A 17,347-nucleotide genomic window follows, 5' to 3' on the forward strand; every position below is an offset into this window, starting at 1 on the left:
TGAATACTCTGTGTGATTTAACCGGCGCGCTGCCTGATGAGAACCCGTAATAGCAAAAACAGCACGACCCCGTTCAGGATATGCCACAGGAAATGCGTGCCAATGGCAAGTTGATCGCAAACCGGGCCGTCCAGCGTCCGGAATGTCAGTGAAACGGCAAAGACGACACCTGTCAGCAACACCTCACGCCCGAACCGCACATTCTTGCGAAGAAACAGTGCCCCCACCACGAAGATCGCCAACAGCGCAGGCACATAGCCTGCAGATGAGCCGACCAGTGGGGCAACCGCGCGCCCGGCAAAGGGCGTGACTGCGAAAAACACGATAACGATGCCTAGCGCCGCCCACCAGGACAGACCCAGAAACCGGTTCAGCGCCGCAAAGAGATAGACATGGATAAACAGCGCGATCGGGATGACATCGGCAAGGCTCGCCCAACGTGTCGCGAAGGTGTGAAACAGGAACGACCCCAGGCCGGTCACGAAGACGATGCCGATCAGGACAAGGGCAAAGAGATCGTCCGGTGTCTTGCGGCGCCAGAGCATGTATCCGGCAATGGCCGCAATCAGGAAAGCCGCATTGGTGAGCGCATTGAGCGGCTCGGACCAGAACTCCGGCCCGATCCGCTCACAATAATTGTCCAGCTTGTCGGTCAGCGCCATCGGCTCCAACACCCGCCCCTGCTTCTTCCCTCGAAGGACTTACAACTTGGACGTGACAGTTTCGGTAATCAAGCGGCCAAGCCTTGAAATACCTTCTTCGATTTTCTGATAGTCGTTGCAGGAGAAGCTGAGCCGGAGGGTGTTCGCCCCGGTGCCATCCGGATGGAACGCACGGCCGGGAACGAAGGCGACACGCGCCGTTTCGATGGAGGTTTCCAGCAGAGTTGCCGCGTCCATACCTTCGGGCAGGGTCATCCAAATGAACATGCCCCCTTCCGGGCGGGTCCAGCTGACGCCAGCCGGCATGTGTCGCTCAAGCGCGGCCAGCATTGCATCGCGTCGGGACTTGTAGACCGCATTCGTCTTTGCCGTATGCGCTTCAAAGACATTTTCGGCAACCCGGGCCATGGCTTCCTGGTTGAGCACCGGCGAGTTCAGGTCACTCGCCTGCTTGATCAGAACCAGCCTGGAGATGACTTCAGCCGACGCACAGATCCAGCCGAGGCGCAATCCCGGTGAGAGCGACTTGGAAAAGCTGCCGCAGTAAAGTGTGCGGGCGTTGTTGATGCCTCCCGAGGCTTCGCAATCAAGCGCCAGCATCGGTGGCAACGGTTCGCCGTCATAGCGCAGCGCCTCGTAGGGCGAATCCTCAATGACTGCACAGGAGAGTTCCCCGGCCAGTGCCAGCAGGCGTTGTCGCTCGGCCAGATCCACCGTCAGGCCCGTGGGGTTGGCGAAATCGGGAGAAAGGTAAGCGAACTTGATCCGTCCCCCCTTTTCGCGCGCGGTTGCCGCATAATCTTCCGCAGGGCGGTTGGCTCCAGGGTCAAGCCGGTCGTAACCGGGCTCATAGGCATTGAAAGCCTGCAATGCGCCCAGGTAGGTCGGCCACTGCACCAATGCGGTATCGCCTTCCGTCAGGAACAGTTTGCCGATGTAATCGAGCCCCTGCTGAGACCCGGAGGTGACAAGAATATTTTCTGGTCCGCACTCGACGCCAAGGCGGCGCATGTGGCTGACGATCCAGTTGCGCAGACGGGCGCTGCCTTCGCTCATGCCGTATTGCAGTGCGCGGCCCGCGTCCGGACCTGCCAGAATTTCCTGATAGGCTGCCTTGAACGCTTCGGCGGGGAACAGAGCCTGGTCGGGAATGCCGCCGGCGAAGTTGATCACATCCGGCTGGTCCAGCAGTTTCAGGAGTTCACGGATTTCCGAGGCGCGCATGCGGCTGGCGCGTCGGGCGTATAGGCTTTCCCAGGTTGTCATTGTTGGCTCGTTGCATTTTTGGATTGGTTATTTAAGTCAATAATACTGACCTAACTTTTTTGCAAGTGTCTCAATCTTGTTATTTTTTGTAATTTTATTTCAATATCAAAATGCCGCGACAGTTTGCTTGCTGCCTCTGGAAGCCATTGCGGCTATTGCCTATGTCTGGAGAGCAAAGGAGTTCGCCATGTCCCGTCTCGATGAAACCCGTCCGTTCATTCCGCTCAACATTGCTGTGCTGACGGTATCGGATACGCGCAAGCTGGAAGAAGACCGCTCCGGCAACACGCTGGTGGACCGGATCGAAAAGGCAGGACATACGCTTGCGGACAGGCAGATCGTCACCGACGACGTTCCGGCCATTCAGGCGGTCGTCAAAAGCTGGATCAATGACAAGGGCGTGGATGTGATCGTCTCGACCGGCGGCACCGGCTTTACCGGCCGTGACGTGACACCGGAGGCTATGGAGCCTCTGTTCGAAAAACGCATGGACGGCTTTTCAGAGGTCTTTCACCGGATCTCCTACGACAAGATCGGCACCTCCACGATCCAGTCCCGTGCGACCGGCGGCGTCGCCGGGGCGACTTATATTTTCGTGCTGCCCGGTTCCCCAGGCGCCTGCAAGGACGCCTGGGACGGTATCCTGAAATGGCAGCTGGACTATCGTCACATGCCCTGCAATTTCGTGGAGATCATGCCCAGGCTGGACGAGCACCTGAAGCGCGGCAAGCTGCGGGAGGCGTGAGCGCCACCACACCGAAGAAGAGCGTCTCCGCCCAGAACCGTGCAGTGCCTTGTTCAGCCGTGCAACTTGACGGCAACACTTGCTGGAATGCGCAGGGTACCGACGCAAAAGCGTGCGAAGGCCTGGCGGAACCTGGAAAACATCCCTTCCCGCTCGGGTTCACCCGAAGAGACGGCGGCAGCCCGCAGGAACACCATCCGCCCGCGTCCGATACGCTTGGCGATATCGAGATCTTCCAGCTCCGGCAGCGGCCGATGGCCGCCGAGCTTCTGATAAAACTGTCTGGAGATCAGCAGGCCCTGGTTACCGTAAGGCATGCCAAGCAGTTGAGACCGCAAGGCTGCAAAAGACTCGCTTACCCGCGCACTGAGCCCGAAAGCCTCATAGCGAAGGCGGAAGCTTGCGGCGGTCCGTGGACCGTTGGAGGCACGGGCTGCCCGCTCGATGAAGGCCTGGGCCTCATGATGCCAGCCGCTTTCCAGAAGCGTTTCCGGCCGCAGGAACAATAGCCAGTCGCCCCGGCTCGCCATGGAGGCGCCATAGGCAAGGCGTTCGCTGCGGGAAGCATTGCCCCGGCTGATCCAAACACACCCGGCCGCGTCGGCAACCTTCTCGGTATTGTCCGACGAACCACCATCGACCACGATAACTTCGCGGATAACGCCCTCTGCAGCTGCCGGCACCAGGGCCGAAAGCGCGTGAACGAGCTCGGTTTCGGAATTTCTTGTCGCAATGATGACGCTGATCATGATCTCAAGTTTTACATGATTTTTTTCAAAGTGCGAGTGTCGGTGACGAAGCGGGAGCTGTTTTTTGTTGGGGCTCTTAACAAACTCCAATAATCGGTCACCAACCTTCGCGATATATATCGCCAGGTAATGTCTACTTTGGTTGCATGAAAAGAAAAGACCGGGCGAAAGCTGTAGCAGTACCTCTTTCACATTTGTCATAGGGCCGTGAAAAGTTGCTCCAGTGTGAAACCGATCGGTATCCATTTGACGGTTTTCAGGAAAATAGCCCCTCTCTGGCAAATGGAAGTGCCGGATTTCATGTTATCTTAAGAGTGCATACCAAAGCTGAAAGCTCTTACTTCGACCAGAACCCAAGCGATCGCGCCATGACGACACCCGATCAACAGCCAACTTCAGGCGCAGGATACCTGACGCAGACGCTCAGTCGGATTTTCACGGGGCTCGCCGGGTTTGTTCTGTCCATGGCTTTGCTGGCCGGGACAGCATCGGCCCGAGACCTCGTGGTGCTGGCAACCCCGGAAGAGCCATACAAGTTTCTTGAAGATGGGGTGTACAAGGGTATCGACGTCGAAGTTCTCGATGAAGTCATGCGCCGTCTCGGCCTTTCCTATTCGCTGGAACTGGTCGAATCCGGAACCCGCATCCAACAGGAAGCGCGCGCCGGACGGGCGGACATGCTGCTATTGTTTTCCAAGAAGCCGGACCGGATGGAGTACCTGAACTATCCGGACGAAAGCTACATCGACATCAGCTGGAGCTTCTTCATCCGCGCCGAAGATGCCGGGACAATCCGTTTCGAAGGTTACGACGACCTGAAGGGGCTGCAGATCGGTATCACGCAGGATTTCGCCTATACGCCGGAGTTCCTCAACGCCGGCCTCGACTTTCAGACGGTCGCCAGCAACAATCTCCAGATCGGCATGCTGCTGGCAAAGCGTGTGGATGCCGTTCCCATGAACACCATCAGCACGCTCTACGAGGAAAAGAAGGCCGGGAGGCTGGACCAGTTGGCGACGTTACCGCTGCCGCTGATAACGAAGCCCTACTACAACGTCTTTGCCAAAGCTTCGACCTACCCGGACATCGAAAGCCTTCCCGGACGCTACGACGAAACCATTCGCGAGATGCAGTCCGACGGGACGCTGGATGCGATCCTGATCAAATACCTTGGTCGCCGGCCAGGTCACGATGATCGTGGCGGTTCCTGAATTCCGGCCTGGTCTGCAGTCCACCATCTTTTGAAGGTCAAATCCCACAAGGTGTAAACAGCATCTTGCGTCGCGTTGGCGTCGTGATAATGTTCTTGTTATGTTCCATTTCGTAACCTGGACGTTCTCGCGTGCCCTTCAGTCCCCCCGATGAAATTTCACTACCAGCCGACGCAGCCGGCCTTGTACCCGATGTCCGCTCCGTTGCCGAGCACAGGCGGCGGGGACGCGCGGCTGCGCTCAATGCCTCCGGCCGCTTCGAGAAATTAACTCGTGAATGTTTCGACGATGGCTGGGAAACGCTTGAAGACCTGCCGCCGCTGAAAACCCAGGTGCAGGAAGAGCGTGCGCGCACAATCATCACCCGAAACGAGTCGCCGGATATTTCCTTCGACCGCTCGATCAATCCGTACCGGGGCTGCGAACATGGATGCATCTACTGTTTCGCCAGACCGAGCCACGCGTTCATGGGGCTGTCTCCAGGCCTGGATTTCGAAACCAGGCTGTTTGCCAAACCCAATGCCGCACAGTTGCTTGAACGTGAACTTTCCCGCCCCGGTTATCAGCCGCGCGTGATCGCCATCGGCACCAATACTGATCCCTACCAGCCGATGGAACGCGGCTACAAGCTTATGCGTGAGATCCTGGAAGTGCTGGACAATTGCTCCCACCCGGTTGCGATCGTAACCAAGTCAGCCCTGGTCACGCGAGATATCGACATTCTGTCGAGGCTGGCAGAACGAAATCTGGTGAAGGTTGCCTTGTCGGTCACGACGCTCGACAAGAAGCTCTGCCGGGCCATGGAGCCGCGTGCGTCTGCACCCCACAAAAGGCTTGAGGCCGTCCGGGCTCTCTCCGACGCGGGCATTCCCACGTCCGTAATGATGGCGCCTGTGATCCCAGCCCTGACAGACAGCGAAATTGAAAACGTTCTGGAAGCGGCAGCCGAGCATTGCGCGACGGAGGTCGCCTACATCCTTTTACGGCTTCCCCTGGAAGTGTCGGAACTCTTTCGGGACTGGCTGCTGCGAGAGCGTCCGGACCGTTACCGCCATGTGATGAACCTGATCCGCGCCATGCGCGGCGGCAAGGACTATGACGCCAAATGGGGCGAGCGCATGCGCGGGAGAGGTCCGTATGCCGACCAGATTGCCAAACGGTTCTCGCTGGGAGCGAAACGCCTTGGCCTCAATCTGCGTCGCCGAAAGCTCAACACCGAGGCCTTCGTCCAGCCGCAAAAAGGCGGTGTGCAATTGGACCTGTTTTGACGCAAGATCTTGAGAAACTTGCTGCCGGACGGCAGGGTGCAGTTCATGACGTTCAGCCCTTCCCTCTTTGACCTTGCCTTTCCCGATAGCCCGGACCTTGTGATCGAGCGTAAGCACGCGAAATCCTTTGACGGTCGGCTCTGCGGCGTAGACGAAGCCGGTCGCGGCCCCTGGGCCGGGCCCGTGGTCACGGCCGCGGTTATCCTGGATTACGACCGGGTACCGCTTGGCCTCAATGATTCCAAGAAACTGACCGAAGCCCGGCGCGAAGAGCTTTTCGAGCAGATTGTTGCTACAGCCCATGTCTCGCTCGCCAGCGCTTCACCGGCAACGATCGATGCTGTCAATATTCGCACCGCAACCCTTTCGGCCATGATGCGAGCCGTCAATCACCTGCCTCTGGTTCCCGACTACGTTCTTGTCGACGGCCGCGATGTGCCGCATGGGCTGCGTCAGGCCGGGCAGGCATTGATCAAGGGAGATGGCCGCTGCCTGTGCGTTGCGGCTGCCTCTATCGTTGCGAAGGTGACAAGGGACCGGATGATGGTTCACCTCGACGCCAGTTTTCCGGACTACGGGTTTGCCCAGCACAAGGGGTATGGCGTGCCGCAGCATCAGGCAGCCCTGGAACGCCATGGGCCGACAGTTCATCATCGCCTCAGCTTCAAGCCGGTCAGGCTGGCTGCAGGTACTTGAGGTTCCAGACATAACGGGGTCGGTTTAGACGGCAGGAAATACGTTGCAAGTCAGCGACACTCCTCTCCTTTCGGGCACGTCAACACCAACCGGCAATAGAGACCGCTGCCGATTAGTGCCAAGTAGCGTGCGAATTGCCTGCCGCAACAAAAAAGCGGCCCCGAAAGGCCGCTTCTTCAATTCGTCAGCAGAGTGGACCGAACTTAGTTCAGCCGCTCCTTCACCTGCTCAATGCTCTTGGCGAGGATGTCGTCGGCGACTTTATCCTTCACCTTCGCTGCAAGGATTTCCTCGGCAGCGGCAACGGCAATGTCAGCGGCCTTGGCACGGACTTCAGCGACTGCCTGGCTTTCAGCCTGTGCAATCTTGTCTTCCGCAGCCTTGGTACGGCGAGCAATCATTTCTTCCAGAGCCTGGCTGGTTTCGAGCGTCAGGCGCTCGGCTTCCGAGTTGGCTTCTGCGATGATGGCTTCCGCTTCGCTTTCGGCTTCATGACGCTTGCGCTGATACTCGGACAAGAGAGCCTGGGCTTCTTCACGCATCTTGCGTGCGTCTTCCAGTTCCTTGCGGATGGTTTCTGCGCGTTCGTCCAGTGAACCGTTGATCTTGGCCGGAACCTTGACGTAGAAAATCACGACGAAGAACAGGATAAGACCGATCAGGGCCCAAAATGTAGCATCCATGACGGTCTCCTCAGTTCATCGCCGACTTGAGCGCCTTGGTCAGGTCGGTCTTGGTCGGAGCTTTGCCCATCAGCTGCTCAACGAGCGCTGAAGCGGTTTCTCCGGCAATATCCCCGATCTGAGAAAGGGCATCGGTCTTGGTTGCAGCGATCTGTGCTTCAGCCGCTTTCAGCTTCCCGTTCAGCTCGGCTTCCGCCTTTTCGCGGCGAGCTTCGTGATCTGCCTTGAGCTTGGTCCGCGTCTCGTGGGCAATGCCATGAGCCTTGTTGCGGGCCTCGGCCAGCGCCTGCTCGTAAGCTGCGATCGCAGCGTCGGTTTCTTCCTGCAGCCGGTTGGCTTCGGAAATGTCACCGGCGATACGGTCCCTGCGGTCTTCCAGAATGCCTGCGATCCGCGGAACGGCCACATTCTTCATGATCCAGTAGAACACGCCGAACGTGATCGCGAGCCACAAGAGCTGGGAGGCGAATGTGGTGCTGTCAAAAGGCGGGAAACCCGCGCCATGCTCTGCGGCCGGCACTTCTATGGCTTCGTGCATGCCTTCTGTGGTCGAGTGAGTTTGGCCTGCCATTTCCAGTCTCCTAAATCCGGCTGGGCGGCGCTAGAGAGCGCCGCCACCGGAGTCGCATCGATAGTCGCTAAGGTTTAGCGATTAAGCGAACAGGAGGATCAGAGCCACCAGCAGGGAGAAGATGCCCAGAGCTTCCGTCACGGCGAAGCCGAAGATCAGACGGCCGAACTGGCCATCAGCAGCGGACGGGTTGCGCAGAGCGCCTGCGAGGTAGTTACCGAAAATGTTGCCAAGGCCGATGCCTGCGCCGCCCATGCCCAGGCATGCGATACCGGCACCGATGTATTTTGCTGCTTCTGCTTCCATGACACGTGCTCCTAAATGGTGTTTGCAGATTGCTCACTCGCGGCGCAATGGCCGTGTGATTGGGTTACCCTCAGTGTGAAGGATGAATGGCGTCGTTCAGGTACATGCAGGTCAGAACGGTGAAGACGTATGCCTGCAGGAACGCGACCAGGAATTCCAGAGCCGTCAGGGCAACCGTCATTCCGAGAGGGAGAATGGATCCGAAGATACCGACCGCACCCATCGCGCTAAGGCTGACGATGAATCCGGAGAACACTTTCAGCGTGATGTGACCGGCGAGCATGTTCGCGAAAAGACGAACGGACAGGCTGATCGGGCGCGAAAGGAACGAGATCACCTCGATCAGCGTCACGAGCGGGATCAGTGCACCGGGCACGCCGCTGGGGACGAAGAGCTTGAGGAACTTCATGCCGTTTTTCATGAAGCCGTAAATGATCACGGTAAGGATCACCAGCATCGCCAGGGCGAAGGTCACGATGATGTGGCTGGTGATGGTAAAGAAGTACGGGAACATCCCGAACAGATTGGCAACCAGAACGAACATGAAGAGCGAGAACACGAGAGGGAAGAAGCGCATCCCTTCCGTTCCTGCTGAACTTCGCAATGTTCCGGCAACAAACTCATACGCCATTTCCGAAATCGACTGCAGGCGGGTCGGAACGAGTCCGCGGCCACTGGTCGAGAAAATCAGGAATGCAGACGTCGCCGCCACGGTCAAAACCATGAACAACGAAGAGTTGGTAAAAGAGAAATCCATGCCCCCGACTTCAATCGGGAATAGCGTCTGGATATGGAACTGATGGATCGGATCGTTCGCCACCGGCCAGCCTTCTTCGTTCGTTCATATCAATGCGCCAGAAGGCGCGACAAATTCTATTTCGATCTGTCGTTCTGAACGTCTTTTTCGCGCTGGACCTTGGCATCCGGCTGCTCGACTACACCGGCCGCGCGCAGAACGTTCAAGACCCCGGCTACGAAACCCAGCAACAGAAAGACAATCAGCCCGAAAGGCGACGTCCCAAGCCACTGGTCGGCAACCCAACCAATCCCGGCCCCCACCAGCACGCCGGCGATAAACTCCGAAGAGAGTTTCATTGCCTGCGCGTATCCGGATGAGCTGCTTTGCGACTTCCGAGCGGTCTTTTCTTCAACCACCCTTATGTCATCAAGCTTCCGGTTCAATTGAGCCCGCCGTTCCGACAGACCTGCTTCCGGGGAACCAACCGCCCGATCCTTGTTATCGCCGTTTTGCGAAGACATGTTCTTAAGTCCTCAGCTCGCGCCGACATGCTTGATCCGACAACTGGGGAGCCCCCTAAGCCGCGCGCACCATAGTCGGCACCTCATGCCGTGTCAAGAAGCCTGCACTAAACTCTATCCACTTGAAAAATATAGATCTTTTCTGTTTTAACAGAATCAGCCAGACCTAAGTTGCATAAGGTTTTCGCGGCAGTGCCGCACCAGACGCAATCTTAGCCAGTTTCGCGGAATCGCTCTGCCGTCTCCAGATCGACCGAAACAAGCTGGGAAACCCCGCGCTCGGCCATCGTCACGCCGAAGAGACGGTTCATGCGCGCCATGGTGATCGGATTGTGCGTGATCACCACAAATCTGGTTTCCGTGCTCTTGGCCATCTCGTCCAGGAGATCGCAGTAACGCTCCACGTTCGCGTCATCCAGCGGTGCATCGACCTCGTCGAGCACGCAGATCGGCGCAGGGTTGGTCAGGAAGACCGCGAAAATCAGGGACATGGCCGTGAGTGCCTGCTCACCACCCGACAGCAGCGTCATGGTCTGTGGCTTCTTGCCGGGAGGGCGCGCAATGATTTCCAGCCCCGCATCCAGCGGATCATCGGAATCGACCAGCTGGAGTTCGGCCGTGCCCCCGCCGAAAAGATGAGTGAACAAGCGCTGGAAATGACCGTTGACGATCTCGAAGGAGGCGAGCAGACGTTCGCGCGCCTCGCGGTTGAGATTCGAAATCCCTGTTCGCAGACGGCGAATCGCCTCGATCAGGTCGTCGCGCTCCGAGGTCAGCGTGGTCTTCTGATCGTCGATTTCGCGCAGCTCCTCCTCCGCGCGCAGGTTAACGCCGCCAAGCCGTTCGCGCTCCGCCTTCAGCCGTTCCAGCTTGCGCTCCATGGAATCGGGATCCGGCAGCGGTGCGCCTTCCTTCAGACCAGCGATTTCCGGCAATGCCGTTACCGCAACCTCCAGGTCCTCGTCGATCCGCCGTTCCAGGTTCTGCTTGCGGTCGCGGGCGGCTTCCAGCCGTTCCTCGGCGCGAATCTTCTCTTCTCGTGCGCCCGCCATCGCTTCCATCGCGGCCTTGGCTGCACGGTCGACGTCGGCAAGATCCAGTTCCGCCTGCTGAAGCTGATCGTCCCGCGCCTTCTTTTCCTCTTCTGCCTTGGCAATGGCGGAAAACACGTCGCGGCGCTTGATTTCGATGTCTTCTGGCGCCTCGATCAGCTCGGCCCGCTCTTCTTCCGCTTCTTCACGCCGTTCCTGCAAAATGGAAATCTGCTGGGCGGCATTGGCAGCACGGGTCTTCCAGCCGTCATATTCCCGGGCGATGGCTTCAAGCCGCCGGTCACGCATCTGCTGTTCGCGGGCAAGCCCCTCTGCAACGGCCCTAGCCTCGGCCAGGGCGCCGCGTGCGGCCGCGACCTGCCCCTGCAGTTCTTCAATACGATCGCGATAGCTGGTTCCGTCTGGCGCTTCTTCCAGGCGTTCTTCGGCCTCTGCCAGTTGTTCACGTGCCAGCTCGGCCTCTTCACCAAGACGCTGTGCCCGGTCCTGCGCAGCTTCCAGCTTGGCGGCGAACTGGGAAACGGCCCTTTCCGCCGCAGCCAGGGCTTCGCGCGCCGCGGCCGCCTGACGCTGGCCGTCACGAACCTTGCCCCTGGCCATCTGTTCAAGTTCGACGGCCTGCCGAACCCTCGTTGCGGCACCTTCCAGTGCCTGCTGACGATCCTCAAGCTCGCGCCGGGCCTGCTCGATTTCATCTCCGAGTTCAGCAAGGCGGTTCTTCTGCGCCAGGCGCTGTGCCGCCGGTGTCGGCGCATTGGCCGCGATTACGAATCCATCCCAGCGCCACAGGTCGCCTTCCACGGAAACCAGACATTGCCCCGGTTTCAGGGTCGTGCGCAGGCCTGGCCCGTCGGTCTGGTCGACAAGGCCGATCTGGCGCAGGCGGCGGCTCAGCTCGACAGGGGCTTCAACCACCTCGGCCAGACTGCGGGTTCCTGCCGGCAAGGCTGGATCGCCATCATGAGAGAGGACACCACCCCAGCGAACAGCAGCAGCTTCTTCAAGTGAGGCATCAAGGTCTTCACCAAGTGCCGCCCCCAGAGCCGTTTCAAAGCCCTGCTCCACCTGGATCTGCTCGACAACCGGCGTGTGATCCTGTTCGGAGTGAACATTCAGCACCTGCTCCAGCGTCCTTGCCTCTGTCTCGAGGCCCTGCAGCATCTGGCGGGCATCACCAACGGGTCCACGTGCGGACTGTTCCTGTTCGCGCGCTTCACGGGTCGCGGTTTCGGCTTCTTCCGCGGCAGCTTCCGCCTCCAGAAGAGATTCCTCGGCCATCTCCAGCGCTTCCCGGTTCTCGGAAACGCCGTCCTGTTCGGCCATGCGTTCGTTGATTTCCTGAAGAGCCTTCTGAGCGTCCTGAGCCTGAGCTAACAACCGGTCCGAGCGCTGGCGGCTTTCCGCGACTGCCCGCTCCAACTGGCGGCGTTCGGCGGTTGCACGCGCTTCGGCCGCGGTCAGGTCGGACAACTGGTTCTCCAGCGTTCCCACGGTCTCTTCGGCCTCGGCCACCTTTTCACGAGCGCTTTCGGTGCGCTCCTGCACCATCTCGTTTTCTTCCAGTAGCTCTGCGCGTTCTTCCGACAAGCGCTCCAGAACCTCGTCGTTCTCGGACACCATGGACTGTTCGCGCCGGATATCTTCCGCCAGCTGCACCAGGCGGCGCTCCAGATCCTGAAGCTTTTCCTTTACCCGCCGTTCTTCCGCGTCCAGTTCGTTGCGGGCGATCACCAGCCGCTGCAAGGCGGCGCCCGCCCTTGCCGCATCCTCGCGCAGTTCCGGCAGCTTGTGGGCGGCGATAGCCTGGATGCGGGCGCTTTCCACCTGCAGACCGGTGGCTTCGTTCACCTGCTTCTGGGCTTCGGCAAAATGGCTTTCGGCTGTTCCCAGCGCATCGCGCGCCTCGGTCCAGCGAATGTAAAGGATCGAGGCTTCAGCCCCGCGGATTTCAGACGACAGGTTACGATAGCGCGAAGCCTGGCGCGACTGGCGGCGCAGATTGTCGAGCTGGCTGTCGATCTGAACGAGGACATCTTCCAGTCGTTCCAGGTTCTGCTCTGCGGCGCGAAGGCGAATTTCCGCCTCATGCCGGCGCGAATGCAGACCGGAGATACCGGCGGCTTCTTCCAGGATCTGCCTGCGGGAGGTCGGTTTGGCGGCAATCAGCTCGCCAATCTGCCCCTGGCGCACCATGGCAGGTGACCTGGCGCCTGTGGATGCGTCGGCAAAAAGAAGCTGCACGTCACGCGCACGCACATCCTTGGCGTTGATCTTGTAGTTGGAACCCTGCTCGCGTTCGATACGGCGGCTGACTTCAAGCGCATCGGCATCATTGAAAGCGGCAGGCGCCGTACGGTCCTGGTTTTCCAGGTAGAGCGTCACTTCCGCGGTGTTGCGCGCCGGGCGGTTCAGGCTGCCGGAAAAGATGACGTCGTCCATGCCGGACGCACGCATGTTCTTGTAGGAGTTTTCGCCCATCACCCAGCGAAGGGCCTCGACAAGATTGGACTTGCCGCAGCCATTCGGCCCGACCACACCGGTCAGGCCGTTGCCGATGATGAACTCCATCGGTTCGACGAAGGATTTGAAACCGACAATGCGGAGCTTGGAAAATTTCATTGGCGCCCGTGCCTCCTGGACACGGACACCTGAAGATCACGAGCTTGATCGGCGCATACCGAAAAGACCGGCGGACAGACCGCCAGTCTAGAGGTTTGCGTCAATAAGTTTGCCCATCTCTTCAATCGAAAGCGCCCCCGAGTGCTTTTCGCCATTGATGAAGAACGTCGGGGTGGAGTTCACGCCAAACTCGTTTGCACCGCGGTTTTTCACCGCATCGATGGCGTCGAGCAGACCCTGGTTCCCCAAGCATTCCTCAAAGGACTCTTTTGTAAAACCTATCTGCTTGGAAAAGTCGAGCATGGATTGGTACGGATTGTCGGTAAACGCCCAGGTCCGCTGCTGTTCGAACATGATGTCCACAATCTCGAAATATTTGTCCGCAGGAGCGCAGCGGGCGAGCATGAACGCGCCGGCCGCAACCGGATCCAGCGGGAATTCGCGGAAAATGAAGCGAACCTTGCCGGTATCGATGTAGTCGGCCTTCAGGGCCGGATAGGTACGCTCATGGAAATTGGCGCAATGTCCGCAGGTCATGGATGCGTATTCCACAATCGTGACCGGCGCGTTTTCGTCGCCAAGAATCTTGTCGCCCAGCGGGCCGGGTTTGACCAGCTCGTCCTGGTCGACGGCCTGCGCAAGAGCCAAGCTCGAACCGGCAAGGCAGAATGCGGCCGTCGCCAGGGCAGTGGTTTTGAGAAACTGTCTACGGGTCTGGGTCACGAAGATCGTCCTGTCACATTAATCAAGCGCTGCACCGGCCGGTGCGTGGATCGAAGCACATCCTGTCGGATATCCTGGCCGATCGGGTTAATTGATACCGGGCCACCCTATTTGCGTTCAGCTGAATGCAGGATGAACCAGCTTGCCGCTTTCTGTGCCCTCTCGGGCAGGCGGCGTCAACAAAGCTTATCAAATGTGGCAGGAGCGAGGACGGTCAAAGGCTATTAAATACTGGCATCCTCCCTTGACCCGCCGACACCAACACAAGGGAAATCCTGAGTTCTTCGATATCATGCCAAAGTCGGCGGCACGTTTGCCAATGCCGGTTTCACAGAGTTGTTATTGGAAGAAGTAATGTGGACCGTCAGGCCGCATCTTCTGCGCTGCGGGCGATAACCTGGGCGCCAAGCTTCCTGAGCGCCTGCCGCAGGCGGTCGTTCTCCACCCCCTCCAGCCGCGCTTCGAGCTGCTGTTCCTCGGTTTGCGTCAAGTCGCGCAAGGGCTTCTTGCGCACGGGCTGCTTCACCAGAACCGGCTTCTGCAGGATCTTGATGCGGCCGATGGCCCGCCAGCCATAGAAAGTATTGATACGCTCGATCACCTGGGCACTGTCATGAGACAGGATCAAGGCTGTCGCCCCGTCGGTGTGCACCACCAGCGTCGCCGGTTCCGGCGGGTTTTCCGGGTCGCCGCGTTCAGGCTGCCGCGGCCAAATCAGCCTGTCCGGCTGCACGCGCGTGCCGTAACGCTCGCCGACAATATCGGCCCAGGAGGCAATGATATCGACGGACGCAAATCCACGCTTCCGGCAAACAGGCGTCATCGCCTTGCCGACAAGATCGGCCAGCGATTTCACCCCCTTCGAGGCGTGCACGGGATTTGCCTTTGTAGCGCTAATAGCCTACCTCCTCATCCAGATGTAAGGTGCGGCGATTTGCCGGCCGTTTTCCGGATTGGGGTGTTGTGTCTCAATAGAATACGACAAAATGACGACGAATACTTTCCCCAACCTCACCGCACTGCCTTTATCAGCCAAGTTGTCCCCAGGCTATCCAAGGCTTGCTGCTTCATATCAACACCACTTGTTCTGCTGATCTCATGGCGTCTGCTTCCCCTTCCCGACTGCTTCTCGACTGGTACGACCGTCATGCCCGGCGCTTGCCCTGGCGGGTTTCCCCGGAAGACCGCCTACTGGGCGAAGTCCCCGATCCCTACCGGATCTGGCTGTCCGAAGTCATGCTTCAGCAAACGACCGTTGCCGCCGTCAAAGACTATTTCACGAAGTTTACGCGAAGCTGGCCAACCGTAACCGATCTTGCCGCCGCGGCTGAAGAAGACGTCATGAAAGCCTGGGCGGGCCTAGGCTATTACTCGCGGGCGCGCAATTTGAAAAAATGCGCAGAAACCGTTGCCCGTGATCACGACGGCCGCTTTCCGGAAGACGAAGACGCATTGCTGAAGCTGCCGGGCATCGGCCCCTATACGGCTGCCGCCATCGCAACCATCGCGTTTGACCGGCACGCGGCAGTGGTCGACGGCAACGTGGAGCGGGTGCTGACACGACTTTTCCAGATCGAAACACCGCTTCCGGACGCCAAACCAGAAATAAAGGCGAAAATGGCTGGCCTGACACCGGACCAACGGCCCGGTGACTTTGCACAGGCGGTCATGGACCTTGGCGCAACCATCTGTACGCCCAGACGTCCGGCCTGCGCGCTCTGCCCGTGGCGCTCTATCTGCAAGGTGCAATCCTCAAGCCTTGCCGAAACACTGCCGCGCAAAGCACCCAAGAAGGAAAAACCCACCCGTTTTGGAGCTGCATTCGTGGCTGTCGATACGGCGACGGGGGCCGTGCTGTTGCGCCGCCGCCCACCAAGAGGCCTTCTTGGCGGGATGAGCGAAGTGCCGGGGACCGAATGGGCAGAGGATTTCTCCCCAGAAGCAGCTCCAGACTTCGCACCGTTTCCAGCGGATTGGCGGCAGCGCCCGGTGGAAGTGAAACACACCTTCACCCATTTCCATTTGCGGCTCACCGTCTATCGGGCCGACCTTACGGCAGACACCACTCCACTGCTTGACGGTGGCTGGTGGTCGACCCCGGAAGTCATTGAAACCGAAGCACTTCCAACGGTTATGAAGAAGGCTCTTGCCGCTGCGTTCGAAAGCCCCCGGAAATAGTTCTTTCCCGGCTCAAGAAAACAGTTGCAGTTTGTCCGGTTTGGATGTTGAACAGCGCACCCAATCCTTGGATCTGAGCCTCGATGTTCACCTATTCCTATGACGCACTCTTCTCTCAAAAGGACTGCGATGAAATCATCCGCCTGAGCCGGGCCGAAGCTCAGGATACGGGCGGCCTCGTCGGTGGCAAGCAGCAGGGTGACATCCGCCGGGCCAGAATCAGCTGGCTTGATGACGAAGGCGATGCGGGATGGGTTTTGAACCGCGTGATGACCGCCGTTGCAAAGGCCAACCGCGAGGCTTTCGATTTCGACATCACCGAGTTTCGGGAGAAACTGCAGGTCGCCATCTACGACGAAAGTGAAGAAGGCCATTACGACTGGCATTCCGATGTCGGCGAAGGCCCGATCGCGCAATTCCGAAAGGCAACCATCGTCACCCAGCTTTCCCCTTCACAGGACTATGAAGGTGGCGCGCTGGAAATCAGCCTTGGACACAAGGTGATGGCCGCATCGCGTGAACAGGGCTGTGCAACGCTGTTTGCCAGTTTCATGCTGCACAGGGTCGTACCCGTGACCAAGGGCACCCGCTACTCCCTGACCTGCTGGAGCCACGGCCCCCGCTTTCGGTGAGATCTGAGCGGGGACAGGTGTCTACGGCTCCGAAGCTTGCTCTTCGCACCCGGAAAAACGTCAAAGTGCACGTGATCGGTTTCAATTCGCTGTTTCGGGGTGTAACCAGTGGAAGTTACACTTCCGTGCGCAATGGACCCTTGCGCCTGCCGTGAATTACTCTAGAATAATTCTAAACAAAGATCGGTTTGCAATAAGGAGGCTCTGCCGTGAAAGGGAATGAAAAAGTCATTGAGTGCCTGAACGAAGCTCTGTTTCTGGAGCTCGGCGCCATCAACCAGTACTGGCTTCACTACCGCCTCCTGAGCGACTGGGGCTTTGCGCGCCTTGCCAAGAAGGAACGTGAAGAATCCATCGAGGAAATGCAGCACGCCGACAAGCTGGTCGACCGCATCATCTTCCTGGAAGGCCATCCGAACATGCAGAAGGTCGCACCGCTGCGCATCGGCCAGAACATCAAGGAAGTGCTGGAATCAGACCTTGCCGGCGAATATGACGCCCGCACGGCCTATGCCAAGTCCCGCGATGTTTGCCGCGAAGAAGGCGACTATGTTTCCATGCAGCTTTTCGAAGAGCTGCTGTCCGACGAGGAAGGCCATATCGACTTCCTGGAAACCCAGATCGACCTTCTGGAAAAGATCGGTGTCGAGCGCTACGGCATGTTGAATGCCGCACCAGCCGACGAAGCCGAGTAGTCGCAAGCGGCCATTTCATTGGTTATGTTGA

Annotated in this window: 18 protein-coding genes; 7 read left to right on the forward strand and 11 right to left on the reverse strand. The window is 58.8% G+C overall.

Translation table 11 applies throughout. The features are described 5' to 3' along the window. Positions 1-17: 17 nt before the first annotated feature. Positions 18-662, reverse strand: a complete 645-nt coding sequence (locus HEP89_RS02650; protein ID WP_075282315.1) for a ceramidase domain-containing protein — start codon at positions 660-662, stop codon at positions 18-20. A gap of 39 nt (positions 663-701) precedes the next feature. Next, positions 702-1,928: a PLP-dependent aminotransferase family protein gene (locus tag HEP89_RS02655; protein WP_023001961.1), complete on the reverse strand. Its 1,227-nt coding sequence runs from the start codon at positions 1,926-1,928 to the stop codon at positions 702-704. 187 nt (positions 1,929-2,115) lie between these two features. On the opposite strand from HEP89_RS02655, the gene moaB reads away from it, so the two are divergent. Further along, a complete protein-coding gene (moaB, locus tag HEP89_RS02660; protein ID WP_031269714.1) occupies positions 2,116-2,673 on the forward strand; it encodes a molybdenum cofactor biosynthesis protein B in 558 nt (185 codons plus the stop codon). A 53-nt stretch (positions 2,674-2,726) separates the two neighbouring features. On the opposite strand, the gene HEP89_RS02665 is transcribed toward moaB, so the two are convergent. Continuing rightward, the gene (locus tag HEP89_RS02665; RefSeq protein ID WP_168691287.1) at positions 2,727-3,422 is read right to left on the reverse strand and encodes a glycosyltransferase; all 696 of its coding nucleotides are present in this window, start codon (positions 3,420-3,422) and stop codon (positions 2,727-2,729) included. A 368-nt stretch (positions 3,423-3,790) separates the two neighbouring features. Here HEP89_RS02665 and HEP89_RS02670 point away from each other — a divergent pair, with 368 nt between their 5' ends. The 3 genes from HEP89_RS02670 (at position 3,791) to HEP89_RS02680 (ending at position 6,597) form a co-directional block, all read left to right on the forward strand. Then, a complete protein-coding gene (locus tag HEP89_RS02670; protein ID WP_077290707.1) occupies positions 3,791-4,633 on the forward strand; it encodes a transporter substrate-binding domain-containing protein in 843 nt (280 codons plus the stop codon). A 155-nt stretch (positions 4,634-4,788) separates the two neighbouring features. Further along, positions 4,789-5,901 carry a PA0069 family radical SAM protein gene (locus tag HEP89_RS02675; protein WP_228148111.1) on the forward strand — a complete coding sequence of 371 codons (1,113 nt, stop codon included), beginning with the start codon at positions 4,789-4,791 and terminating at the stop codon, positions 5,899-5,901. A gap of 45 nt (positions 5,902-5,946) precedes the next feature. Further along, the gene (locus HEP89_RS02680) at positions 5,947-6,597 is read left to right on the forward strand and encodes a ribonuclease HII (RefSeq protein ID WP_077293160.1); all 651 of its coding nucleotides are present in this window, start codon (positions 5,947-5,949) and stop codon (positions 6,595-6,597) included. A 203-nt stretch (positions 6,598-6,800) separates the two neighbouring features. Here HEP89_RS02680 and HEP89_RS02685 read toward each other — a convergent pair whose 3' ends face one another. From HEP89_RS02685 to HEP89_RS02720, 8 genes are all read right to left on the reverse strand, one after another. Next, on the reverse strand, positions 6,801-7,280 hold the full coding sequence (locus tag HEP89_RS02685; protein WP_023001967.1) for a F0F1 ATP synthase subunit B: 480 nt from the start codon (positions 7,278-7,280) through the stop codon (positions 6,801-6,803). Between the two features lie 10 nt (positions 7,281-7,290). After that, positions 7,291-7,851 (reverse strand): F0F1 ATP synthase subunit B, encoded by a 561-nt coding sequence (locus HEP89_RS02690; protein ID WP_023001968.1) that lies wholly within the window; start codon positions 7,849-7,851, stop codon positions 7,291-7,293. 81 nt (positions 7,852-7,932) lie between these two features. Continuing rightward, positions 7,933-8,157, reverse strand: a complete 225-nt coding sequence (locus HEP89_RS02695) for a F0F1 ATP synthase subunit C (RefSeq protein WP_006935776.1) — start codon at positions 8,155-8,157, stop codon at positions 7,933-7,935. 70 nt (positions 8,158-8,227) lie between these two features. Beyond that, a complete protein-coding gene (locus HEP89_RS02700; RefSeq protein WP_023001969.1) occupies positions 8,228-8,977 on the reverse strand; it encodes a F0F1 ATP synthase subunit A in 750 nt (249 codons plus the stop codon). Positions 8,978-9,030: 53 nt separating this feature from the next. Further along, a complete protein-coding gene (locus tag HEP89_RS02705) occupies positions 9,031-9,417 on the reverse strand; it encodes an AtpZ/AtpI family protein (protein WP_023001970.1) in 387 nt (128 codons plus the stop codon). A 212-nt stretch (positions 9,418-9,629) separates the two neighbouring features. After that, complete coding sequence (smc, locus tag HEP89_RS02710; protein WP_168691288.1) at positions 9,630-13,088, reverse strand: chromosome segregation protein SMC; 3,459 nt, start codon at positions 13,086-13,088, stop codon at positions 9,630-9,632. 87 nt (positions 13,089-13,175) lie between these two features. Next, positions 13,176-13,811, reverse strand: coding sequence for a thioredoxin domain-containing protein (locus tag HEP89_RS02715; RefSeq protein ID WP_023001972.1), 636 nt, complete (start codon positions 13,809-13,811; stop codon positions 13,176-13,178). Positions 13,812-14,175: 364 nt separating this feature from the next. Beyond that, the gene (locus HEP89_RS02720) at positions 14,176-14,685 is read right to left on the reverse strand and encodes a DciA family protein (protein WP_031269719.1); all 510 of its coding nucleotides are present in this window, start codon (positions 14,683-14,685) and stop codon (positions 14,176-14,178) included. 224 nt (positions 14,686-14,909) lie between these two features. Here HEP89_RS02720 and mutY point away from each other — a divergent pair, with 224 nt between their 5' ends. The 3 genes from mutY to bfr all read left to right on the forward strand — a co-directional run bounded on the left by mutY (position 14,910) and on the right by bfr (position 17,316). Further along, entirely contained in the window at positions 14,910-15,989 is a 1,080-nt protein-coding gene (gene mutY, locus HEP89_RS02725) for an A/G-specific adenine glycosylase (protein WP_168691289.1), read from the forward strand. An 83-nt stretch (positions 15,990-16,072) separates the two neighbouring features. Continuing rightward, positions 16,073-16,621 (forward strand): 2OG-Fe(II) oxygenase, encoded by a 549-nt coding sequence (locus HEP89_RS02730; protein WP_023001975.1) that lies wholly within the window; start codon positions 16,073-16,075, stop codon positions 16,619-16,621. A 209-nt stretch (positions 16,622-16,830) separates the two neighbouring features. Beyond that, positions 16,831-17,316 carry a bacterioferritin gene (gene bfr / locus HEP89_RS02735; RefSeq protein WP_023001976.1) on the forward strand — a complete coding sequence of 162 codons (486 nt, stop codon included), beginning with the start codon at positions 16,831-16,833 and terminating at the stop codon, positions 17,314-17,316. Positions 17,317-17,347: the final 31 nt, after the last annotated feature.

The sequence above is a fragment of the Labrenzia sp. 5N genome, assembly GCF_012395805.1.
In the GTDB taxonomy this organism is placed as follows: Bacteria; Pseudomonadota; Alphaproteobacteria; order Rhizobiales; family Stappiaceae; genus Roseibium; species Roseibium algicola.